The organism is Bradyrhizobium sp. 2TAF24 (assembly GCF_052115025.1).
Classification (GTDB): Bacteria; Pseudomonadota; Alphaproteobacteria; order Rhizobiales; family Xanthobacteraceae; genus Bradyrhizobium_A.
This window is the reverse complement of record NZ_JBFRFW010000010.1, coordinates 38181-61449: the sequence shown is the minus strand read 5'-3', so window position 1 is coordinate 61449 and position 23269 is coordinate 38181. Positions and strand designations below refer to the sequence as shown.

Annotated in this window: 17 protein-coding genes; 7 read left to right on the top strand and 10 right to left on the bottom strand. The window is 64.6% G+C overall.

The window, feature by feature from the left end; translation table 11 throughout:
• Positions 1 to 22: 22 nt before the first annotated feature.
• The 5 genes from AB4Z37_RS16700 to AB4Z37_RS16680 are packed head-to-tail and all read right to left on the bottom strand — an operon-like array spanning position 23 to position 6151.
• Complete coding sequence (locus AB4Z37_RS16700; protein WP_441518027.1) at positions 23 to 1228, bottom strand: glycosyltransferase family 4 protein; 1206 nt, start codon at positions 1226 to 1228, stop codon at positions 23 to 25.
• A 5-nt stretch (positions 1229 to 1233) separates the two neighbouring features.
• Positions 1234 to 2028 carry a polysaccharide deacetylase family protein gene (locus AB4Z37_RS16695; protein WP_441517863.1) on the bottom strand — a complete coding sequence of 265 codons (795 nt, stop codon included), beginning with the start codon at positions 2026 to 2028 and terminating at the stop codon, positions 1234 to 1236.
• Positions 2025 to 4343: a hypothetical protein gene (locus AB4Z37_RS16690; RefSeq protein WP_441517862.1), complete on the bottom strand. Its 2319-nt coding sequence runs from the start codon at positions 4341 to 4343 to the stop codon at positions 2025 to 2027. Before AB4Z37_RS16690 ends, AB4Z37_RS16695 begins: the two co-directional genes overlap by 4 nt.
• Positions 4344 to 4355: 12 nt before the next feature.
• Positions 4356 to 5174, bottom strand: a complete 819-nt coding sequence (locus AB4Z37_RS16685; RefSeq protein WP_441517861.1) for a WecB/TagA/CpsF family glycosyltransferase — start codon at positions 5172 to 5174, stop codon at positions 4356 to 4358.
• Positions 5171 to 6151 (bottom strand): UDP-glucuronic acid decarboxylase family protein, encoded by a 981-nt coding sequence (locus AB4Z37_RS16680; protein ID WP_441517860.1) that lies wholly within the window; start codon positions 6149 to 6151, stop codon positions 5171 to 5173. Before AB4Z37_RS16680 ends, AB4Z37_RS16685 begins: the two co-directional genes overlap by 4 nt.
• A 291-nt stretch (positions 6152 to 6442) precedes the next feature.
• Between AB4Z37_RS16680 and AB4Z37_RS16675 the strand changes: the two genes are divergently transcribed.
• The 5 genes from AB4Z37_RS16675 (at position 6443) to AB4Z37_RS16655 (ending at position 13390) form a co-directional block, all read left to right on the top strand.
• Positions 6443 to 7795, top strand: coding sequence for a polysaccharide biosynthesis/export family protein (locus tag AB4Z37_RS16675; RefSeq protein ID WP_441517859.1), 1353 nt, complete (start codon positions 6443 to 6445; stop codon positions 7793 to 7795).
• Between the two features lie 54 nt (positions 7796 to 7849).
• A complete protein-coding gene (locus AB4Z37_RS16670; protein ID WP_441517858.1) occupies positions 7850 to 9241 on the top strand; it encodes an O-antigen ligase family protein in 1392 nt (463 codons plus the stop codon).
• Positions 9175 to 10659, top strand: coding sequence for a right-handed parallel beta-helix repeat-containing protein (locus AB4Z37_RS16665; protein WP_441518026.1), 1485 nt, complete (start codon positions 9175 to 9177; stop codon positions 10657 to 10659). The genes AB4Z37_RS16670 and AB4Z37_RS16665 overlap by 67 nt, the downstream gene beginning before the upstream one ends.
• Positions 10660 to 10848: 189 nt before the next feature.
• Positions 10849 to 11841 (top strand): NAD-dependent epimerase/dehydratase family protein, encoded by a 993-nt coding sequence (locus tag AB4Z37_RS16660; protein WP_441517857.1) that lies wholly within the window; start codon positions 10849 to 10851, stop codon positions 11839 to 11841.
• 76 nt (positions 11842 to 11917) lie between these two features.
• Complete coding sequence (locus tag AB4Z37_RS16655; RefSeq protein ID WP_441517856.1) at positions 11918 to 13390, top strand: exopolysaccharide biosynthesis polyprenyl glycosylphosphotransferase; 1473 nt, start codon at positions 11918 to 11920, stop codon at positions 13388 to 13390.
• Between the two features lie 59 nt (positions 13391 to 13449).
• Here the strand turns inward: AB4Z37_RS16655 and AB4Z37_RS16650 are convergent, their stop codons facing one another.
• From AB4Z37_RS16650 to AB4Z37_RS16640, 3 genes are all read right to left on the bottom strand, one after another.
• Positions 13450 to 14067 (bottom strand): flavin reductase family protein, encoded by a 618-nt coding sequence (locus AB4Z37_RS16650; protein ID WP_441517855.1) that lies wholly within the window; start codon positions 14065 to 14067, stop codon positions 13450 to 13452.
• An 8-nt stretch (positions 14068 to 14075) separates the two neighbouring features.
• The gene (locus tag AB4Z37_RS16645; protein ID WP_441517854.1) at positions 14076 to 15038 is read right to left on the bottom strand and encodes a carbon-nitrogen hydrolase family protein; all 963 of its coding nucleotides are present in this window, start codon (positions 15036 to 15038) and stop codon (positions 14076 to 14078) included.
• 80 nt (positions 15039 to 15118) lie between these two features.
• Positions 15119 to 16753 carry an MFS transporter gene (locus AB4Z37_RS16640; protein WP_441517853.1) on the bottom strand — a complete coding sequence of 545 codons (1635 nt, stop codon included), beginning with the start codon at positions 16751 to 16753 and terminating at the stop codon, positions 15119 to 15121.
• A 183-nt stretch (positions 16754 to 16936) separates the two neighbouring features.
• Here AB4Z37_RS16640 and AB4Z37_RS16635 point away from each other — a divergent pair, with 183 nt between their 5' ends.
• Both AB4Z37_RS16635 and AB4Z37_RS16630 read left to right on the top strand, forming a co-directional pair.
• The gene (locus AB4Z37_RS16635) at positions 16937 to 17833 is read left to right on the top strand and encodes an IclR family transcriptional regulator (RefSeq protein WP_441517852.1); all 897 of its coding nucleotides are present in this window, start codon (positions 16937 to 16939) and stop codon (positions 17831 to 17833) included.
• Between the two features lie 446 nt (positions 17834 to 18279).
• Positions 18280 to 19491, top strand: coding sequence for an ABC transporter substrate-binding protein (locus AB4Z37_RS16630; RefSeq protein ID WP_441517851.1), 1212 nt, complete (start codon positions 18280 to 18282; stop codon positions 19489 to 19491).
• Positions 19492 to 19560: 69 nt separating this feature from the next.
• On the opposite strand, the gene AB4Z37_RS16625 is transcribed toward AB4Z37_RS16630, so the two are convergent.
• Both AB4Z37_RS16625 and AB4Z37_RS16620 read right to left on the bottom strand, forming a co-directional pair.
• The gene (locus tag AB4Z37_RS16625) at positions 19561 to 21561 is read right to left on the bottom strand and encodes an acetyl/propionyl/methylcrotonyl-CoA carboxylase subunit alpha (protein ID WP_441517850.1); all 2001 of its coding nucleotides are present in this window, start codon (positions 21559 to 21561) and stop codon (positions 19561 to 19563) included.
• A gap of 99 nt (positions 21562 to 21660) precedes the next feature.
• A complete protein-coding gene (locus AB4Z37_RS16620) occupies positions 21661 to 23268 on the bottom strand; it encodes a carboxyl transferase domain-containing protein (RefSeq protein ID WP_441517849.1) in 1608 nt (535 codons plus the stop codon).
• Between the last annotated feature and the right edge of the window lies 1 nt (position 23269).

Below are 23269 nucleotides of genomic sequence, written 5' to 3'. Positions count from 1 at the left end.
ACGCGTCCTGTCACAATCGGCTCTACGCCACGACTTCGGCTCCCGTCTTCAGATCGCCCCGAGCATGCACCTCAGCCGCCCGTCGATAGATTTCCATCAGCGCATCGTGGTTGGCGTCCGCCGTGAAATTCCGGTCGAAAGTGCGGCGCGCCGCACGGCGCATTCGCATCAGCAGCGAGGCGTCCGCACACAGGCGTTGCACCTTCGCCGCGAGATCTCGCGCATCGCCGGCGGCAAAGCACAGGCCGTTGCCGCCATCGATGATGTCCGCCATCGCGCCATGCCTGGGCGCGACAACCGGCGTGCCCTTGGCGAACGCCTCGATGACGACGCGCGGCAGCGCTCCCTCGTAACATTGCGACGGCAGCACCAGCAGCGCCGCTTGGCCCATGAGCCCATAGACCTCGGCATGCGGAACACCATGCAGCCACTCGATCGCAGGGTTGCGCGCCACGGCCTCCCGAACCGCGCCGGCAAGCGGCCCATCGCCGGCAATCTTCAGCGGCACGACATTGCGAAGACCCTCCCACGCCGCGAGAAGGGTATGAACCCCCTTCTCTTCGGACAGCCGGCCGACATAGAGCGCATACCCGCCCTCTCCCTCGCCCACGCCGGGCGCGGGGTAGGCAAAGTTCGGCTTGACCGCGATCCTGGCGGCGGGAAGCCCCCCCTCGATCAACTTGCGCCGACCGAATTCGCTCGGAGCGACATAGACGTCGACAGCGTGCCGCCACGTTCCCAGCAACCGATGCGCCATCAACATTCCCGCGACGGTGGCGCTGGCGGCGCGACTGCCGCGGTAACAGCTGTGCACGACCCCACGCCAGGGAATTGCCTTGCCAAGACAATCCTCACAAGGCCGACCATCGCGAAGCAGCACCGCATTGACGCAGACGAGCCGGAAGTTGTGCAACGTCTGCACCACCGGTACGGCCTCGGCATGCGCGGCGTAATAGGCCGCCGGAGAGATCAGCGGAAACGTATTGTGGAAATGGACGATCTCCGCACGATGGGCGCGGATGACACGCCGTATCTCGGCGGCAGCCTGGAGGCTCCAGATCGTGCGGCCGGCGAGTTGCAGGCGCCTCATGCCGTCAACGCTATCGTTGGACAGACAATAGGATTCCACCTGATGTCCGTGCGCCCGCAGCAATGCGATCTCCGAGGCGACACAGAGGTCCTCACCTCCCGCGAGCTTGTAGAAATTGTGCGCCACCAGGATGTTCATGGCCGTCATCCTCGTGCGCTGGCCGCACGCGTCGCGTGCGCCGGTTGATCCGAAGCCGCCATCAACGGCGCGAACAGACGGCAGAGCTGCCCATTGGTGACAGCAGGGATCCGATACGCCAGGCTGCCCATGAAGCGCAGGACGTCGTCCAGACGCTGCCATTGCCTGAGGTCCTGAATTTCCCAGGAATGCCCCCAGAGATGGAAGACCCCGCCGTGCACGACGGCGTCGTGCAGCAGCAATTCGGCAAGCGTGGGCCATTCAGCCGGACAGCCATGGACGACATAACGCCAGAGCTGAGCCAGGGCGAACCGCTTGACTGCATTTCTCGTGAAACTGACAAGACCGTGCGGGAAGGCCTGAACGGTCGTCGGCATCAGCAGAAGGCCGGCTTGAGGCCGCGGCACGTCGAGCGAAAGGAATTCCGTCGTGCGCAGGCCGAGGTAACCCGCTCTCCGGACCATCTGGATATGCACGCCCGCATAGTGGCCGATCGGCGGACAGAAGCATACGCAGGGAACGCCGGTGTGATCCTCGACCCACGACTTCGAGCCGACGATCTCCTGCCATGCGATATCGTTCGCCACGCGGGTCAGATCGACGTGATGCAGCGTGTGCGCGCCGATCTCGAACGCTGAGGCGAGTTCGCGCAGCTGCACCGCAGACAGTGTGTCCCGATCGGTCGCTTCAGGCACATAGAAAGTGCCGGCGATCCCGTACTTGGTCAGCAGGGCCGCCACACGCAGGTCCGCGGGATGGCCATCGTCCCAGCTGGTCGTCATATAGACCGGCGACGTCATCGTTCGCCTCCCGGGACCACCGGTCCGGACGACGGCCGAGGCCTTGCCAGCACCCGTGCCAGCAGCCGGTCGATGCGAGGTGCCGCGACCTTGCGCTGGAGCAGATGATAAAATCCCTGCAGCGACCACGGCACATCGAGCGCGGCAAGCTCGACGCCGGCGAAAGCCCGAACCTCCTCGATCAACCGCCGTCGGTCCTCGGGCGCGTCCAGCGTCGCGACGAAAGTCGCCAGAACGCTTTCGGCGAACAGGTGCTTGCGCGAGACAACGCGGCAGTTGAAGGTTCGAATGTCCGTCGCCACATCGCAGAGGATGCCGGCGAGGTCGCGGGACGCCGGATACCACTCGCTCGGACAGCTGTTGCCGCTGCGCGCAGGCACGTCGGCATCGATCAGCGTGAGGACATGGTCCAGGGGATTCCACAAGATGTTCTGCAGGCAAAGATCTCCGTGCGGGTATCCGGCGGCCCAGTACGGCCGCATCACCGCGACCAGCGCCTGCGCCATGCTCTGCAATGCACGCGGTGACGGCGGAACGCGGTCCGCAACCAGTGATTGATTGAGATCAGTCCCCGCGGCCATGGTCATCACCAGCGCCGGCGGTGACATCGACACATGAAGCGGCAACGGCGCATGGAACGTCCAGCCGTGAGCAGCCTTGCCATCGAGCGCGGCATGCAACTGCATTTGCGCGTTGAACTGTCGTCGCGCCGTCTGGGCGCCCGCCGCACCGGCCGGATAGAGCTTGACCACCAGATCGCGATGGTCTTGCCTGAGAGCATCGCTGCGACGCGCGGCAACGCCGCAGATCCTGCCCTGAAAGCCCTCGCCGATCGGATTGATGACCCAGTCGGCACCGGCAGGCATGTAAGAAAATTGCTGCAGGATCCGCGCAACCGATTCGCGGCTGCAATCGATCGGATGGGGCCGATCAAGAACGATCAGGAATGCCGTCCAGCGGGAGAGCGATCCGGCCGCATTTCCGGCCAACATGCCGTAGGCCGCGCCGAGCAGCCCCCACTTGAGCGACAGGGTCCAGATCACCGCAATCGAGACAACGGTGCCGACCGAGGTCGCGAGCACGATCGCCCGTGGCCGCTCCATGCTCGCCAGCGCGTTGGACGCTGGTGCCCCCGCGGCGCCGGCCATCACGGCCAGCGCCAGAACAGTGACCACATGGCCCTGCCCGACATATTCGGGGCTGTGATAGACGACCCGCATGAGGCTATCGCCGCCGATGACGATGACGAGACAGAACAGCGCCATCACGCCGACGAGCAGCAGCGCATCGCGCGACGCCTGGCGGCGCAGCTGTGCACCACCGCCCTCCTTGAAGGCGAGGACCGCCCGCGGCGTCAAGGTGTTGCGAAAAGCCGTCAGCAATGGATTGGCCAGGGACGCGATACTGTTACAGGCGGCGTAGACACCAGTCTCCGCCATGCTGATCAGCAGCGGCAGCATCCAGTAGCTCACATAGCCCTGGACGGTGACGGTGACCTGTCCGGCACACAGCCATTTTCCCAAATGCCAGCTCTCAGCGGTCGCGCGCCGCACATGCTCCCTCCTCAGCGAGAACTTCGACCGCGCATGGTAAAGCCAGATGACGCTTGTCACGCCGCAGGCGCCGCCCAGCGCCGCGCAGGCACCGACCGCGGACATCCTGCCGGTCCAACCCATCCAGCCGAGCACGGAGAGCTGCAGCAGCGCCGCACTGGCATCGAGCAGGAAGGCGTTGGCCATGTTCAAATGGGCGAAGGCATAGGTTCGGTTGAATTCCCGCTGCATTGCAAACGGGACGGTGAGCACCAGCGTGCAGACCAACCAGGTCAGATCCGCCTCGGCCCAAACTGCTGTCATCCCGAGTGCGGCGATCGCCAGCAGGGCCGTGGCCGCGGCGGCAAGCCAGGTGCTATGAAGCAGCGCGATGCCGGCATGGTCCTCCGGGCTGCGAGACGGACGATGCCGTTGGATCATGTAGGGCAGCAGGATGAGAGCATCCTGGACCGCAAGCACCGATCCCAGGATCGAGACCCCGATCGTGTAGATGCCGAGCTGACTGGGGACCGTAAAGCGCCCGACCAGTACCATCGACAACAGGCTGGCGCCGCTCACCACCGCCTGGTCCGCCAACGCCAGGAAATGCGTTCCGAACACGACGGCCGTGATCGCGGCCCAGGCCTTCCCGGAACGCGTACCTTGCACCCATCGGAGGCCATACCAGGCACGGTTCTCCACTGCATGCAGCTTCAGTCGCGGCATCGCATCGCGCCCCGCATCGCTCTGGAACGGTCGGCTGGTCGCTCCACTGTCCTGCATGCCAACCTTCGGTCACCTGTAGTCACGCGACAGCGCATCGGGAGCAGAGCTCGATCGATGCACTGCGCGGCGCAACAACTCGCCCGCGGCGAGAAATGCGAATCCCGGCACGATATAGGCATAGCGTCGCCACAGCCGTCGCGGCTCGGAGCACAGCCGGAACAGCCACTCGAGTGCATGGCGCTGCATCCACCTCGGCGCCTGGCGCTTCGTTCCTGCCAGGAAATCAAATGCGGCGCCGACGCCAATCATGACGGGCGCTTCGATGCGCCCGAGATGCGCCGCCATCCAGCGCTCCTGCTTCGGGGTGCTCAGCCCGACCCAGACGATGTCCGGTCGCGCGGCATTGATGACATCGACGACGGCGCGATCCTCCTCGACCGTCAGGGCGCGAAATGGCGGGCAGAGCGTCCCCACCACTCGCAAGCCGGGGACCGAGCGCACCAGCACCTCCTTCAGCTTCTCGGCAACACCGACATCGCCGCCGTAATAGAAATGCCGGTAGCCGCGCTCGCCGGACAGCGCGGTCATCTCCCGCATCAGATCGGGTCCGTAGACGCGCTGGGTGTGCTTCTTGCCGGTGAGGCGGAGAAAGTACACCAGCGGAACACCATCCGGCGTCACCATGCCCGCCGCGTTGTGAATCTGACGCAACGCCGCATCACGACGGCATTCCATGATGCCGTGCACCCCGGTGACGCAGACATACTCGCGGCGGCCCTCGGCGATCCAGCGCTCCAGCGTCGCGATTGCATCCGCCATGGCGATGGCACTGACATCGACACCGAGGACATTGCCCCGCTCCATGTCTTCAGCGCTCGCCGGATTCATTGCGGGAGCCTCCAGACGAGCTTGTCGGCTTCACGGGGATTCGCCAGCAACCTGTCGAAGTAGGCGATGGTTTTGCCGAGCCCCTCTTCCACGCCGATATGTGGCGTCCAGTGCAGCAGTTCGCGCGCGCGCGTGATGTCAGGCCGGCGTTGGCGCGGATCGTCCTGCGGCAGCGGCCGGAACTCGATTTTCGAGCGTGCCCCGGTCATCGCGATGATGAGCTCGGCGAGCTCCAGCATCGTCATCTCGGTCGGGTTTCCGAGATTGACCGGACCGTCGACCTCCGGCGACACGTTCATCAGTCGCGTCAAGCCATCGATGAGATCATCGACATAGCAGAACGATCTCGTCTGCGTCCCCGCACCGAATATCGTGATCGGCTCGCCCTTGAGCGCCTGCACAATGAAGGTGGACACCACCCGGCCGTCCTGGGGATGCATGTTGGGGCCATAGGTGTTGAAAATCCGCGCGACGCGGATGCTCAGCCGATGCTGCCGCTTGTAGTCGTAGAACAGCGTCTCCGTGCATCGCTTGCCTTCGTCATAGCAGGCGCGCGGGCCGGCCATGTTGACGATACCGCAATAATCTTCGGTCTGCGGATGGACCTCGGGGTCGCCATAAACCTCACTGGTGGACGCCTGCAGAATACGGGCATGCAACCGCTTGGCGAGCCCGAGCATATTGATCGCCCCGAGCACGCTTGTCTTCGTGGTCTGGATCGGGTCACGCTGATAGTGGATCGGCGATGCCGGGCAGGCCAGATTGTAGATTTCGTCGACCTCGACATGGAGCGGGAACGTGACGTCGTGCCGCATCACCTCGAATGCCGGCTCATCGAGCAATCCCTCGATATTGCGGCGCATACCAGTGAAGAAGTTGTCGACGCACAACACCTCGCATTCCTGATTGAGCAGCCGGGCGCACAGATGTGAACCGAGGAACCCTGCTCCGCCCGTCACCAGAACGCGCTTTTTCACGATACAACTCCCGTTCATCGATGATCCGCCGGTCGGATACCGGCATGTCATCTTGGCGGAAGCCCGCAATCGTCAACAACCGCCCTCATGGATTGCAACGAGGGGCTTAAGAACTATCCGGCGCGAACAAAGCTACCCCCAGAGGAGTACCTCCGAGGAGCGCGCCGATAGTCCCTGTTTTTCAGGAGCACGGCCGACGCAACCACTAGTCTTGGGACAACCGGACGAGCGCTCCGACAACATTTCGGCCGATACGACACACGACAACGCAGCGAGCGGCAAACGCAGGGAATGCCAGTGAACCGATACCGGGAATGGACGATATTCGGCGACGTTCGGCGGCTGGCACGGCGCCAGCTCCTTCCATTGGTCTTCTGCCTGCCGTTGCTGCTGTCTCCGGGCGCGCCACGCGCCGATGATCTGGAAAGCCATACCTACCGGCTGGCCCCCGGCGACCGCATCACGGTGATCGTCTTCGGTCAACCGGAGCTGTCGGGCGACCTGCTCATCGACGACGCCGGCTTTGTCAGTATTCCACTGGCCACCGCCGTCGACGTCAAGGACCTCACCCTGTCCGAATGCCAGAAGCGGATCGGGGAAAAGCTTCTCGCGGACGGGCTGCTGCGCAGTCCGTCAGTCGGCGTGCGCATCGCCGAACTGCGTCCGCTCTATGTGCTCGGCGACGTGCGCCTGCCGGGCGCCTACCCCTTCCGCTACGGCAGCACGGCACAAAGCGCTGTTGCTCTCGCAGGCGGCTTCGGGCCCGGCGAGATCCTGCGTCTCACGGCGGTTTCCGAATATCTGCTTGCCGAGGAGCGGGTCCGGCAGCTGACGCTGCAGAACCGCATCATGCTGGTGCGCAAGGCCCGTCTCGAGGCGCAGCGTGACGGGCTCGACACGTTCTCGCCCCCCGACCTCGGTGGCGCGGCCAATCAAAAGGAGATGCTGGAGATCATCGCCAACGAGCAGGACAGCTTCCGCACCCAGGCCGCCATCCAGCGCGGTCAGATCGATCTGCTGCGATCGCAAAAGCCCCTTCTCAAGGAACAGATCGACGCCAACAGCGAGCAGGGTAATGCCGGCAAGAAGCAGCTCGACATGATCCGGCAGCAGATTGATCGCTACGGCGCCTTGCTGAAGCAGGGATTGGGAACCCAGAACAACGATTTCAACTATCGCGTCCTCGAAGCCAACCAGGAGGCCGCCGTCTGGCGACTGCTGTCAGACGTCTCGCGCCTTCGCGTCGAAGCGGGAAACCTCGACCTGAAGATCAAGGAAGTCGACGCTGCATTCAAACGGCAGATCGCGCTCGAGCTGCAGCAAACCCGCGACCACCTCAATGAGCTTGAAATTACCTTGCCCGCGGCCGTCAGAACGCGAGACATCAAGCTTCGCTACGCCGGCGGCGCCACCGCCCAAGGCGTCAGGCACGTGATCACCATCACGCGCATGCGAGGCGGCCGCGCCGCCGTTCTGGATGCCGACGAAACGACGGCGGTCGAGCCCGGCGACGTCATTGACGTCAAGAGCGAGATGCCACGCCTGCTGTCGTTTGACGAAGCCGCGAGCCCCGCCTCGGAGTCCCGCTTGCCGACGACGGACCAGGCACATGGCCACAAGACAGTCACCTTGATCTCCAGATAGCGGATTGGACGCAATCGTCGGAACCGAACGTCAAGACAATCGCCGGGGCATTTCATGGCCAGCGTCTCCTCCCGTCCACGTTCCGTACGCCCCGGCGACCACTACCTCGTCGCGCTGTGCTGCGTTCTGTTCGGCTATGCCCTGCTCGGAAAAGGTTTTGCCTACTTTGGCTATCGACCGATCTTTGTCGGTGAACTCACCTTCACCGCGGGGCTCCTCTATCTCGCGCGATCTGGCTGCCTTGTCGCGCTGTTAGCCTCCCCGCCCTGCCTCCTGCTGTCCATCCTGATCGGCTGGACGCTGTCGTGCACGCTGCCATACCTCGGCACTTATGGCATCGATGCATTGCGCGACAGTGTGATTATCGTCTACGGTGGCTTTGCTTTTGTCGTTGCCGCGCTCCTGATCGACGATTATCGCCGCATCAATGCGATCATTCGTTACTATCGTGTTTTTATCGGCATCTATGTCCCCGCGGCTCCAGTCATCTTTCCCCTCAGCTTCTATTTTCAGGACCTCCTGCCGAACATCCCTGGCACGACCGTCAGTATCATCTGGGTCGGCGCCGGCGAGGTCGCTGTTCATCTTGCCGGCGCGACGGTGTTTACGCTGGCGGGATTACGCAAGCCCACCGCCATCTGGATGATCTGCCTGCTTTGCGCGGTCATCATGGTGAGCGCCGTCAGTCGCGCCGCGCTGCTCGCCTATCTGGTTCCGGTCGTTTGCGCTGCGATCATGCTCGGCAAGGCGCGCAAGCTCATCGCTCTCAGCGCTGCCGGGCTGGCCCTGCTCGCCATCTCGCTGCTCCTCGAAACAAGCCTCTCCAGCCAGCAGGAAGCGCGCGTGTCCACCGAGCGGCGGGTCAGCTCGGCGCAGGTCATCGAGAATGTCGCAAGCATTGTCGGCCAGGGAGGCGCTCAGACCGAGGATACCAAGGAATGGCGCGAAAAATGGTGGCGGATCATCATCGCCAACACGGTGCATGGCCCCTATTTCTGGACCGGTCGCGGATTTGGCGTCAACCTTGGCGTCGAAGACGGATTTGCAAGCGCCCATAGTGAGCGGCCGTTGCGCAGCCCGCACAATGGCAACATGACGATCCTGGCACGCGCAGGCGTACCGGGGTTGGTGCTATGGGGCGTTTTTCTGACCTCCTGGTTTGGCATGCTGCTTCGCGCCATCGCGCTTGCGTTCCGTCGCGGGCCCCGGGAATGGATCGGCTTTCTGCTGTTCATCGCCTGCTATACTCTATCCTGCCTGATCAACGCTTCGTTCGATGTCGCGCTCGAGGCGCCGATGCAGGGCGTGTGGTTCTGGTGCCTGATCGGCTTCGGCATTGGCACGACGATGATCTATCGCTACATGCAGGGCAACGACCTATGGCGGCCACCAACAGCGCGCCAGTTCGTGCGGGCCGGCACGCATCGACCATCATCACCTGCCTGACCGCGGCGCTCTGGACATTGGCCATCGCGCCAGCCTGGCCGGGCGTCATCGACGCACGCTGTCCCGCCGGCTCAATCCCCGTCGAGCCCGGCGCATCGATACAGGCGATTGTGGATCGCGCAGGCCCGGGCGCCACGCTGTGCCTGAAGAACGGCATTCATCGCGTTCAGTCCGTCCGCCCACTCGCCAATCAGCGCTTCTATGGCGAAGGCCACACCATCCTGAACGGCAGCGACGGGCTGGTGCAGTTCAACCGCGAGGACAGCTATTGGGTTATCGACGAGCAGCGACAGCAGGGCCGGCGGGTCGGAAGCTGCGCGGCATCGGCACCGGCGTGCAATCTGCCGGAAGGCCTGTTCATCGACGACCGCCCTCTCGTACCGGTGCTGGCCAAGGCAGACGTCGCTCCCGGGCGCTTCTATTTCGACCATGCCGCAGCAAAGATCTATTTCGCGGACAATCCCATAGGCCGCAAGGTCGAAGCCACCGCGGCTTCTTTCGCATTCGAGAGCGCGGCGCCAGGCGTCCTGATCAGGAACATCACGATCGAGAAATATGCCAGCGTGGCGCAGAAGGGCGCGATCCAGGCCCAGGACGCCAAGGGCTGGACCGTCGAGAACTGTGAGCTGCGGCTCAACAGTGCGGCGGGCATGGCTGCCGGATCTGGCACCCGCGTCCGCGATTGCGACATCCATCACAACGGCCAGATCGGCATTACCGGTGTCGGGCACGACATCGTGATCGAGCACAACACCATCGACGACAACAACATTCGAAACTTCCAGATCACCTGGGAGGCCGGAGGCGTCAAACTGGCAGTCAGCGAACGGGTGGTCATGCGCGGCAATCTCGTGCGTAACAATCGCGGCCCCGGCCTGTGGTGCGACATCGAATGCCGCGACGTCCTCTATGAGGACAATATCGTCGAGCGCAACAGCGATGCCGGCATCTTTCACGAAATCTCGTACGCGGCCGTGATCCGCAACAATACGCTTCGTTATAACGGCAGGGGCGAACGGATCTGGTTCTGGAGCAACAATATCCTGGTCGCCGCGTCACAGGATGTCGAGGTCTATGGCAATACGCTGACCGCCGACGCCGGCAAGTGCGGAATCATCCTGGCAGACCAGGGCCGTTCCCGGAAATCGGGCGGGACCTACAAGACCCGCAACAATCGCGTTCACGACAACGAAACGACCTTCGAGGGCTCCGCCTGCGCGGGCGCCGCTTCCGACGTCGGTCCCTACGACGCCAACGCGTTCGTCATCGAAACCGGCAACAACCTGTTCGACCACAACGTCTATCGTATCCCCCGCGACGGCGCCGCACTGCGGTTTGCGTGGGGACATGCCGTCTTCGACTGGGATCAACTGCACCGCGCCGGGATCGAGCCCAACGGCAATCTTGTCCTCTACTGAGGAGGATATTCGCCCGGGCATGCCGCACGGCCCATCAGCGAATATTCCGCCCCGATCGGCGATTTCGGACTACCACCTCGTTGCAATCGGGAGTTTGGAGGTCGCCAGATAAGATCACAGGGTCGGAGCGAACAACCCTTGCGCGAAGAATGACATCGGCACGCGAGGGCGACCTAATGGAGGCACAAGATGCGCAACGGGAAGGTAGCGCTGGTGACCGGCGCTGGCGGCTTCATCGGACATCACCTGGTCAAGTATCTGGTCGAGCATGGCTACGTCGTTCGTGGCGTCGATCTCAAGAATCCCGAATACGAGGATACATCCGCCGACGAATTCATGATCGCCGACCTGCGTGACTACAAGCAGTGCCTGCGTGTCACCAAGAAGATCGACGAGGTCTACCATCTCGCGGCCGACATGGGCGGCATCGGCTATATCAGCGCCTTCCATGCGGAAATCACCATCAACAACACGCTGATCAACGCGCATACGCTGCAGGCAGCCCGCAGCAATGGGATCAAGCGCTTCCTGTTCTCCTCGTCGGCCTGTGTCTATCCACAGCACCTGCAGCGCGCTCCCGATGTCGTTCCACTGCGCGAGGAGGACGCCTTCCCCGCCGATCCGGAAGAAGGCTACGGCCTCGAGAAGCTGTACACCGAAAAGCTCTGCCAGTACTTCACCGAGGATTGGCAATTCCCGACGCGCGTCGTCCGCTTCCACAATGTCTATGGACCGCTCGGCACCTATGATGGCGGCCGGGAGAAGGCCCCGGCAGCAATCTCGCGCAAGATTGCGGCCCTCAACAGCGGCGACGAGCTGCCGATCTGGGGCGACGGCAAGCAGACCCGGTCCTTCATGTACATCGACGATTGCGTCGAGGGCATTCACCGCATCATGCGCTCCGACCATGCCAGCCCGCTGAATCTCGGGACGGACGAACTGGTCACTGTCGACGAGCTTGTCGACATCATCGCCACCATCGCCGGGAAATTGGTGATCAAGCGCCACGACACCTCGAAGCCCCAGGGGGTACGCGGGCGCAACAGCGACAATTCGCGGCTGAGAACGGTTCTCGGCTGGGAGCCCAAGACGCCTTTGCGGCAGGGGCTCATTCCCACCTACCGGTGGATCGCGGAGCGGGTAAAGAACGAGCGGCATTTCTCCGGAATTGCAGCCGAATAGCAGGCGGCAAGCCGCGATCCCCTTGCCGTCCGGCGGGGGGATCATGCATGGGCTTCGAGGGAAGGACGTTGCCAGTATGGTGGACCAGGGTCTGAACCTGCATGATGCCGCCCCTGCACGCCTCGGCGCGCACAAGCCCGCGCTTGACTTCGCGCTTGCCCACCGGCACCGCAAGGCCACGGTGGTGGCGGCGCTGATCTGTGGCGATCTCGCGGCCATCCTGGCCGCGGGCGTCATCACTTACATGCTGGCGCGCGCGGCTGGACTGCCCTTGCCGGCAACCCATCCCGCCGCCGCCCTGCTCGTCATCCTGGCATTTGCCATCGCCGGCCTCTACTCCGGGTCTGGCCCCGGGCCTTACGAGCGCTTCCGCCAGCGAACCCTCGGCATTGCGGGGGTCGTCGCGGTCTGGGCGGTCGTGGAGCAGCCACGGCAGAATGTCATCGATCTCGTCGCACTCCAGCTCACCAATGCGACGGTCCTGCTGGTGATCGGGCATTACATGGAAGCGGTCGTGAGATCGCTCTTGACCCATGCCGACCTGTGGGGAGCGACAACCGTGCTGGTCGGCAAGGCCAGCCAGTGCCGCGAGCTCGCGGAGCTGCTGGTGCGCAAATCCGAACTCGGCCTCAAGCCCGTCGGACTGATCCGCCCGGCCAGGGACCGCACGTTGAAAGGCAGCTCGTTCCCATTGCCCGTGATCGGAACGACCGCCGATTTCAGCCACTTCAGACCGCCCGCCGACATCGAAATCGCCATCTTCGCGACCGCCGGCGATCTGGCGGCGATCCCGCGCGGTTGCCGCGCTTTCGCGCCGTCCTGCCGCTTCATGCTGATCGAGGACATCCACAACATCCAGGGCCCCTGGGTCCACACCCGCGCACTGGAGACGATGATCGGCGTCGAGATCCGCCGCAATCTCGGATCCCGGCAGAACCAGTTGCTCAAGAGGATGTTCGACCTTCTGCTCGCCATCCCCATCGCGCTGCTGGCACTTCCGGTCGTGGCCGTCGCCGCCGCTCTGGTCAAGCTGATCGACCCGGGGCCGGCGTTCTACGTCCAGAGACGCATCGGCCACCAGGGGACGATGGTCGCGGTTTACAAACTGCGGACCATGCATGTGAGCAGCGAACGACTTCTCGAGGAGCACCTCGGTCGCGACCCGCTGGCACGCGCCGAGTGGCAGAAATTCTTCAAGCTCCGGAACGATCCGCGCATTCTGCCCGTCATCGGCAACCTCCTGCGCCGCTCCAGCGCCGACGAACTGCCGCAACTCTGGAATGTCATCCGCGGCGACATGAGCCTGATCGGGCCACGCCCCCTTCCGCCCTACCATGCCGAACAGTTCGACCAGGATTTCCAGTCGCTGCGGTCCAGCGTGCTGCCGGGCATCACCGGATTATGGCAGGTGTCCGCCCGCAGCGATGGCGACCTGCAGGCCCTGCGCGAGCTGGATCTGTTCTATATCCGCAACTGGTCGTTCTGGCTCGACCTCTATATCCTGCTGCAGACGATACCGGCCGTCCTCCGCGCCAAAGGAGCGCGCTGAGAGCCTGTCAGCCGCGTCGGCCCGCCCCCGGCCACCGCGACGGGTCTGCGGCAGCCGTTTCAGCCGATGCGGCGCGGTCGCTCCAGCTGGAACAGATCCGCCGGACGCGCATACCAGCCACTGCCGTGCATGCGCGCGATGAGATCGAGCGCCGGCGTATCGATATAGCCCTTGCCGGCGTCGAGGACGAACCTATCGGCGACATGGGCACACAGGATCTCGCCGATCACGGCGATCTGGCGTGGTCCGGTCTCCTGGTTCAGGATGCTGCGGCACTCGAAGGCCACCGGACAGTCGGCAATGCGTGGCGGTGAGACCAACTGCGACGGCGTGGTGCGCAGGCCGGCGAGTGCGAGTTCGTCGACGTCGGGCGGCGCGTCGACACAGGTCGCGTTCATGGCCTCGGCCATCGGCCGCGGCACGAGGTGGACGACAAACTCACCGCTCGCAAGGATGTTCGCGGCCGTATCCTTGAGCCCCCTGTCCGGATGGCGCAGCAGGCCGAGCGCAACGGTCGGCGGTTCATGTCCCAGCACGGTGAAGAAGCTGAACGGCGCCGCGTTGGCGACGCCGTCGCGCGAGCGCGTCGTCACCCATGCGATGGGACGCGGCGTAACTGTCGCCGTGAGGATCTTGTAGCGGATGTCCGCCGCGAGCTCGGCAAAATCAAACAGCATGCGCCCTCTCAGATCCTGGCCGGCGCGCCGGCAAGCGTGGACACCGCGGCCTTCGGCCGGTCGTCGACGACAAGCTGGAACACGTCGGGTCGCGCATAATGTCCAGTCGCGTCGAAGTCGAATTTGCCGCGCGCCACCTCGTCGAGATCGATGTCGGCATACAGAATCGTCTCGCCGTCGAAATCCGGTCCCGCCAGCACGTTGCCGAGCGGATTGACGATGGCGCTGCCGCCGCGCATCAGCACGGTTTCGGGATCGTTGCCGAGCGAACATTCGTAATCGTCCGGGAACGCGCCGCGCTTGAGATACTGGCAGGCCGTAAGCACGAAGCAGCGTCCCTCCAGCGCGATGTGCTGCATGGTCGGCAGCCAGGTGTCGCGATCGTCCGCCGTGGGCGCGCAATAGATGCTGATGCCCTGGCTGTACATGTGCATGCGCAGCATCGGCATATAGTTTTCCCAGCAGATCACCGCGCCGATGGTCCCGAGCGAAGTCTTGAACACCGGCATGGTCGAACCGTCGCCGAAGCCCCAGATCAGCCGCTCGCCGGCGGTCGGCATCAGCTTGCGGTGCTTGCCGATGAGACCGTTCGCACCATCGAAGAACAGCACGGTGCAATACAGAGTGCCCTGCTCGCGCTCGATGCAACCGATGACCGCGAAGATGCCGGTCGAAGCCGTCGCCGCGGCGATGGCCTCGACCTCCGGGCCATCGAGATCAATCGCCTGCTCCCAGTAAGTGCGGAAGGCTTCGCGCCCTTGCGGCTTGCGCTGGCCGACCGGGGCGCCGAACGAGTTGCCCTTGGGATAGCCGCCGAGAAAAGCCTCGGGAAAGACCGCCAGCCGGGCTCCAGCCTGGGCGGCCTGCCCGATCAGGTCTGCCGCCTTGCGCGCTGCCGCGAGGGTATCGTTCGGGTTTGACGCTGCTTGAATGACAGCAGCCTTGTAGCTGCGGATGTGTCGGGAAGTCATTGCACCGGCCTGAAGATGCGAGGAGATGAAGGACCACGGGCCGCCGATCCGGCAGCCCGTGGTTTTGCGCAGCTCGGCTGCTAACCGTCGGTCTCGAGCTTCGGCCGGTTCGGCAGCACGATGGTGCCGATCACGAGGGTGACCGCCGTAATCACGACCGGGTACCAAAGCCCCGCGAACACATCGCCGACCGCCAGTGACAGGTAGGTGGCGAAGAACGGCAGGAAGCCACCGAAGATGCCTGCGCCAATGTGATACGGGAACGACAGCGCCGTGTAGCGGATGTTGGCGGGAAACACCTCGACCAGGAACGAGGCCACCGGCCCGTAGATCATCGCCACGATGATGGTCATGACCACCAGCAGAACAATGATCGTGCCGGACGACACCTTGGCGGGGTCGGCCTTGGCCGGATAGCCGGCGTCAGCCAGCGCCTTGCGGTAGGCCGCCGGATCGTAGCCCGGGATCGTCGTTCCCTTCACCGTCATCGCCACGGCCTGGCCGTCGACCGGCGGCGCATAACTGAAGTTGATGCCGCCGGCGATCAGCAGCTTCTTGGCCTGCACGCAGGGCTTGCTGTGATCGCCATGGGTGCTGAGCAGCGCGGCGGCGAGACCGAACCGGCAGGCTTCGCTGGCGCTGTCGGCATGTACGGTAACGGGCGCGCCATGGGTGGCCGCGACGAGCTGCGGATTGGCCGCATCCAGCAATGCGGCGAACATCGGCCGATAGCACAGCGCTGACAGCAGCAGCCCCGCCATCATCAGCCACTTGCGACCGATCCGGTCGGACAGCCAGCCGAAGAAGATGAAGGCCGGCGCGCCGATGACCAGACCGACGGCCATCAGGACGTAGGATGTCTGCAGGTCGATCTTCGCCACCTGCTGCATGAAGATCATCACATAGAACTGGCCGGTGAAGTAGGTCGCGCCCATGCCGGCCGTCGCGCCGAACAACGCCATCAGCACAAGGCGCAGGCTCGACCAGCGGCCGAAGGTGTCGCGGACCGGATTCTTGGACAGCCGCCGCTCCGCCTTGAGGCGCGCGAACACCGGCGATTCATGCAGCTTGGCCCGGACGTAGATCGAGAACGCCAGCATCACCAGCGAGATGATGAAGGGAATGCGCCAGCCCCAGGCCTTGAAATCAGCTTCGCTCATCAGACTCTGCGTGCCGATGATGACCGCGATCGAGAGCGCAAGCCCGACCGACGAGGTGATCTGGATCCAGCCGGTCAGCATGCCGCGCCGGGTCGGCTGCGAGTGCTCGGCCACATAAATGACCGCGCCGCCGTATTCGCCGCCGACCGCAAGCCCCTGGATCAGGCGCAGCACCACCAGCGCAATCCATGCCGCATGGCCCACTGCCGCATAGGTCGGCAGGAAGCCGATCAACGCGGTGCTGCCGCCCATCATCACGATGGTGATCAGGAAGGTGTATTTGCGCCCGACGAGATCGCCGATGCGCCCGAACGCCACCGCGCCGATCGGGCGGATGACAAAGCCGGCGGCCAGCGCGCCGAGCGAGGCCAGCACGGCCGCCGTCGGGTTATCCGGCGGAAACAGCACCGAGCTCATGAACACGGCCAGCGAGCCGTAGATGAAGAAGTCATACCACTCGAACACCGTGCCGAGTGTCGAGGCCAGCACGACCTGCCGTTCCTCGCTGCGGGTGAGATCGTGACCGGCCGAAGCCGTCACCGTTGTCGCGTCCATCGCCATTCCCCTGATCCGTGGCCTCCGAGCCCCCGCCTGACGGCCGCCTCGAAACCCTCATTCTTATTTAGTCAGATAGATATGATATTATCAAATTACGCAAGCTTGAATGTCCGGCGGACCACGCCCAATAATGCGGCGCTGGATAGAATCGAATAACGCTATGATTATTAAGGACTTTCAGTGAAGAAGCCGCGCAGCAGCCAAGCACCGGGGCCGTCGTCGGCAGCGGCCGCGACATCCAGGTCCGGCAAAGTCGTCAAACCGGAGCGCAGCGGCCGGCGCGGCATCCAGTCGATCGAGATCGGCTTTCGCATCCTCGATTATCTGCGCACCGAGCTGCGCCCCGTGCCGCTCAAGATGATCGCGGCGAACACCGGGATGTCCGCGGCCAATGTCCACTACTACCTGGTGAGCTTTCAGGCCGTCGGCATCGTCCGGCAGGAGGCCGACACCGGCTGCTATGCCCTTGGCCCCTACGCGCTCAAGCTCGGCATGGCCGCGATCGAGCAGTTCGACGTGTTCACGGCGGCCCGGCCCGCGATGACCGAGCTGGCGACGACCGTCGGGCATACGGTCTTCCTCGGAGTGTGGGGCAATCGCGGGCCGACCATCATCTATCGCGTCGAGGGCGGCGCCAGCCGGCCGATTATCGAGCTGCGCGTCGGCAGCGTGCTGAGCCTGCTGCGCTCGGCGCTCGGCCGCAACTTCCTCGCCCATCTGCCGCGCTCCGTCACCGGGCAGATGCTGGAGCAGGAGCTGAAGGAAGAGCATTCCCGGCACGCACGCATCGATGACGTGCCGGCGACCAAGGCCGAGGTCGAGGACATGGTGGCGACGATACGGCGCGACGGCATCAGCCGCTGCCGCGACGCCCTGTTGCCGAACTTCACCTCGTTCTCGGCGCCGATCTTCGACCAGACCGGCTTCATGATCGCGGCCATCACCATGATGGGCCCCATCGGCATTCTCGACGACGACCTCACGGGCCCGACGCCGACCACGCTGCTCGCCCACGCCCGCGCCATCTCGGCGACGGCCGGCTGGCAGCCCGAGGGAACGGAAGGCTGCCCCGGTTAATGGCACATTTGCCGACGGCCGGACGAGCACAGCGCCGCCGTGAGCGGTGGCACCCCAGAGCGCATTCACTTTGGATGAAAGCGCGAATGCGCTCTCATTTTGTTCTGACGCGTTTTTCTTCATGCGGACCAGTGTCACCTCGATCGCAAACGCTCGGGTGCGGTGAGCGACGACATCCGACCGAATGACCTGGCATCAACGCGTCGCGGTCGCGGAATTTTGCTCTCCCTGTGCAGTTCGCCATGCCCGCGACGACGGACCCCGACGATGAACGTGGGCTTCACGCCAGCTCCATTCCACGCAAATTTCCCGCGTCGGAATTCCAGCCGAGACAATTGATCTCACCGGTTCGAAGACCAGTGCCGATCGCTTGACGGATATCGGCATTCCACCCTAGTGATTTTAATTGAACGGCTAACTGACGGCCGTCACAAGGGAGACTGGAAATGCTGGGAACTGGGCGCGCGGCAATATCGCTTGCCGCGCTGAGTATGGCTATTGCCGCAAGCGCGTCAGCACAGACCGCCGTAAAGATCGGTGTGCTCGCCGACATGTCGGGCCTCTATTCGGACATCGGCGGTCAGGGCGCGGTGGAAGCCGTACAAATGGCCGTGGAGGATTTCGCAGCAACCGACAAGACGCTGAAGATCGATATCGTGTCCGCCGATGTCCAGAACAAGCCCGATATCGCTGCCGCGATCGCGCGGCGATGGTTCGATACGGAGAATGTCGATGTTCTGGTCGACGTTCCGACCAGCGCAACATCGCTGGCGGTGGCCACCGTCACCCGTGACAAGAACAAGGTGGCGCTGTTTACCGCGTCGGCGAGTTCGGATCTGACCGGCAAGGCCTGCACACCGAATACCATTCACTGGACCTACGACACCTGGGCGCTGTCGCATGGAACCGGGGCTGCCATCACCAAAAGCGGCGGCAAGAGCTGGTTCTTCATGACCGCGGACTATGCCTTCGGGCATGCGATGGAGCGCGACACGGCCGATGTCGTCAAACAGAACGGCGGCACCGTCCTGGGGTCGGTGCGCCATCCGCTGGACACCAAGGACTTCTCCTCCTTCATTCTGCAGGCGCAGGCCTCCAAAGCCCAGATCATCGGGCTTGCCAATGGCGGCGGCGACACCATCAACTCGATCAAAGCCGCCTCTGAATTCGGCCTGCTGCAAGGCGGGCAAAAGCTTGCCGGCATGCTGCTGTTCATTTCCGACATTCACACCCTCGGCCTCAAGACGGCGCAAGGGTTGATGCTGACGACGGCGTTCTACTGGGATCTGAACGACAAGACGCGAGCCTTCGGCGAGCGCTTTGCCAAGCGCAACAAGGGACGCTATCCCTCGATGACCCAAGCGGGGGCCTACTCGGCGACGCTGGCCTATCTCGCCGCCGTAAAGAAGACCGGCAGCACTCAGGATGGCGCCGCCGTCGTCAAATCCATCCGTGATATGGGCCCGATCGACGATCCGCTGTTCGGCAAGACGACGGTGCGGATCGATGGCCGGGCGGTGCACGACATGCTGTTGGTCGAGGTCAAGACCCCCGACGAGTCGAAAAAGCCCTACGACTACTACAAGATCGTTTCCGTCATCCCCGCGGATCAGGCATTCCGTCCGTTGAAGGACGGCGAGTGCCCACTGGTCAAGTGAGCTGACAGAACCGTCCGCGCGGCAATGCCTGCCATTGCCGCGCGAATGGCCGCCTCGTGCGCCCGCCCGCTATTCGGCCGCTTCGAAGTCGACGAGATCGGCGCCGTCCGACACCTGATCGCCCGCGGCAACGTGAAACGCCTTGACGATCCCCTTCCGCGGCGCGGTGATGGTGTGCTCCATCTTCATCGCCTCCAGCACCAGCAGCGGTGCGCCCTTTTCCACCGTCGCGCCGACCGGCGCGACCAGGGTGACGACCTTGCCCGGCATCGGCGCGCGCAAGCCGCCCTCGACGTCATCGCCCTCGCCGCCGACATGCAACGTGTCGATCAGGGTCACCGGCCAGGAATGCCCCTCGAAGAACACCTGACGGCGCTCGCCCGCAATCACCACCACCGCATGAAGGCGACGGTCGCCGAACTGGGCGTGGAGCTTGCTGCCCTCGCTGGCAGTTCCGTTGGCGAGAACGCTGCGGCCGCCCACCGTAAGCCGATAGCTCCCAGCGGCAACCGACACCCCCACCTCCTGGAGCGTGTCGCGCACGCGCAGGCTGAGCCTGCGTTCGGCGACGCCGTTGAGACGCCAGCCGTCGAGCCGTCGCCAGGGTGACTGCGGATCGGCGGCCGCCGACGACTGTGCTGCGGCCACCCGCCGCTCGCGCAGCAGCTCAGCCAGCGCGGCGATCAGCCAGACGTCATCGGGCACATGGTCCCCGGGCGGGAACAGCAGCGCCTGCTCCCGCTCGATCAGTCCGGTATCGAGCTGGGCGTTGGCAAAGGACGGATTCGCGACCAGCCTGGCCAGGAAATCGACATTGTTCGACACCCCGACCACGCGGTACTGCGCCAGCGCCTGGCGCAGGCGTGCCAGCGCCTCGCGGCGATCGACGCCCCACACGATCAGCTTGGCGATCATCGGGTCGTAATATGGCGTGATCTCGTCGCCCTGCTCGACGCCGGTGTCGACGCGGACATGGTCGCTGTCCGGCGGCGGCGCGAGATGCACGAGGCGCCCGGTCGAGGGCAGGAAGCCCCTGTCGGGGTCTTCGGCATAGATGCGCGCTTCGATGGCATGGCCCTCGATCGCCAGTTGCTCCTGTCGCAGCGGCAGCCGCTCGCCGCTCGCGACCCGCAGCTGCCACTCGACGAGGTCGAGGCCGGTGATCATCTCCGTCACCGGATGCTCGACCTGCAGGCGGGTGTTCATCTCCATGAAGTAGAAGCTGCCGTCCTGGTTGGCGATGAACTCCACGGTGCCGGCGCCGACATAGCCGACAGCCTTGGCCGCATTCACCGCCGCCTGCCCCATCGCCGCGCGGCGCTCCGCCGTCATGCCGGGCGCCGGCGCTTCCTCGAGCAGCTTCTGGTGGCGCCGCTGCACCGAGCAGTCGCGCTCGAACAGGTAGACGCAGTTGCCAAGGCTGTCGCCGAACACCTGGATCTCGATGTGGCGCGGCTTCAGCACATACTTCTCGACCAGCACATGGTCGCTGCCGAAGGCGTTGGCGGCCTCGCGCTGGCAGGACGCCAGCGCGGCGGCAAAATCCGCAGGCGCGTCGACGCGGCGCATGCCCTTGCCGCCGCCGCCGGCGCTCGCCTTGATCAGCACGGGATAGCCGATGCGCTCGGCCTGCTGCGCCAGGAAGGCTGCGTCCTGGTTGTCGCCGTGATACCCCGGCGTCAACGGCACGTTGGCCTTCTCCATCAGCGCCTTGGCGGCGGACTTCGAGCCCATGGCGCGGATCGCGGACGCCGGCGGCCCGATGAAGACGATGCCGGCCTTCTCGCAGGCCTCGGCAAAGTCCTCGTTCTCGGACAGAAAGCCATAGCCCGGGTGAATGGCCTCGGCGCCGGTGCGCCGCGCGGCGTCGAGAATGACGTCGCCCCGCAGATAGGACTGGCGCGCCGCCGGCGGGCCGATCAGCACGGCCTCGTCGGCCATCCGCACATGGCGGGCATTGGCGTCGGCCTCGGAATACACAGCGACGGTGGCGATGCCGAGACGCTGCGCCGTCTTGATGACGCGGCAGGCGATCTCGCCGCGATTGGCGATCAGGATCTTGCTAAACATGCGCAGTCTCCACGTCTGGCTTGACGTCCGGCCTGGTTGCGGGCGCATCGCGCAGCGAGCGGCTGAGGTGTGGCTGAGAGCAATCGGGCATGATCATCCTCACATCCGGAACACGCCGAACTTCGTCGACGGGATCGGTGCGTTGAGCGTCGCGGCGAATGACAGGCCGAGCACCCGGCGGGTCTGGGCGGGATCGACGACGCCGTCGTCCCACAGCCGCGCAGTGGCGTAATAGGGATGGCCCTGCTCCTCGTACTGGGCACGGATCGGCGCCTTGAAGCGCTCCTCGTCCTCGGCACTCCACGCCCCGCCATTGCGCGCGAGGCCGTCGCGCTTGACCGTCGCCAGCACGGCGGCGGCCTGCTCGCCGCCCATGACGCTGATACGCGCGTTCGGCCACATCCACAGGAAGCGCGGCGAATAGGCGCGGCCACACATGCCGTAATTGCCGGCGCCGAAACTGCCGCCGATCAGCATGGTGATCTTGGGCACCTGGGCGGTGGCGACCGCGGTCACCATCTTGGCGCCGTCCTTGGCGATACCGCCGTTCTCGTATTTGCGGCCGACCATGAAGCCGGTGATGTTCTGCAGGAACAGCAGCGGCACGCCACGCTGCGCGCACAGCTCGATAAAGTGCGCGCCCTTCTGTGCCGATTCCGAGAACAGGATGCCGTTGTTGGCGACGATGCCGACCGGCATGCCATAGAGATGCGCGAACCCGGTCACCAGCGTCGCGCCGTAGCGCGCCTTGAATTCGTCGAAGCGCGAGCCGTCGACCACGCGGGCGATGATCTCCCGCACGTCGTAGGGCTTGCGGGTGTCCTGCGGGATCACCCCGTAGATCTCGCTGGGGTCATACAGCGGCTCCTCGCTCGTGGCCATCGCCACCGGCATCGCCTTGACGCGATTGAGGTTGGCGACGATACGGCGCGCGATGGTCAGCGCGTGGGCATCATTCTCGGCGAGATGATCGGCGACACCGGAGATACGGGTGTGGACATCGCCGCCGCCGAGATCCTCGGCGGTGACGACCTCGCCGGTCGCGGCCTTCACCAGCGGCGGACCGCCGAGGAAGATGGTGCCTTGATTGCGCACGATGACGGTCTCGTCGCTCATCGCCGGCACATAGGCGCCGCCAGCCGTGCACGAGCCCATCACCACCGCGATCTGCGGGATGCCCTTGGCGGACATATTGGCCTGGTTGAAGAAGATGCGGCCGAAGTGCTCGCGGTCGGGAAACACTTCGTCCTGGCGCGGCAGGAAGGCGCCGCCGGAATCGACGAGATAGACGCATGGCAGATGGTTCTGCTCGGCGATCTCCTGCGCCCGCAGGTGCTTCTTGACCGTCATCGGGTAGTAGGTGCCGCCCTTCACGGTGGCATCGTTCGCCACCACCATGCAGTGCTGGCCCTGGACGCAGCCGATGCCGGCGATCAGGCCGGCCGCCGGCGCGTCGCCGTCATACATGCCGAGCGCCGCAAGCTGCCCGATCTCCAGGAACGGCGTGCCGGGATCGAGCAACTGCGCGACGCGATCGCGCGGCAGCAGCTTGCCGCGCGCCGTGTGCTTGGCGCGCGACGCCTCGTCGCCGCCGAGGGCGGTCTCCGCCGCCTTGACGCGCAGGTCGTCGACCACCGCACGCATCGCTGCAGCGTTGCCGCGGAATTCGTCCGACTGGGGATTGATCTGGGTTTTCAGGGCTTGCATG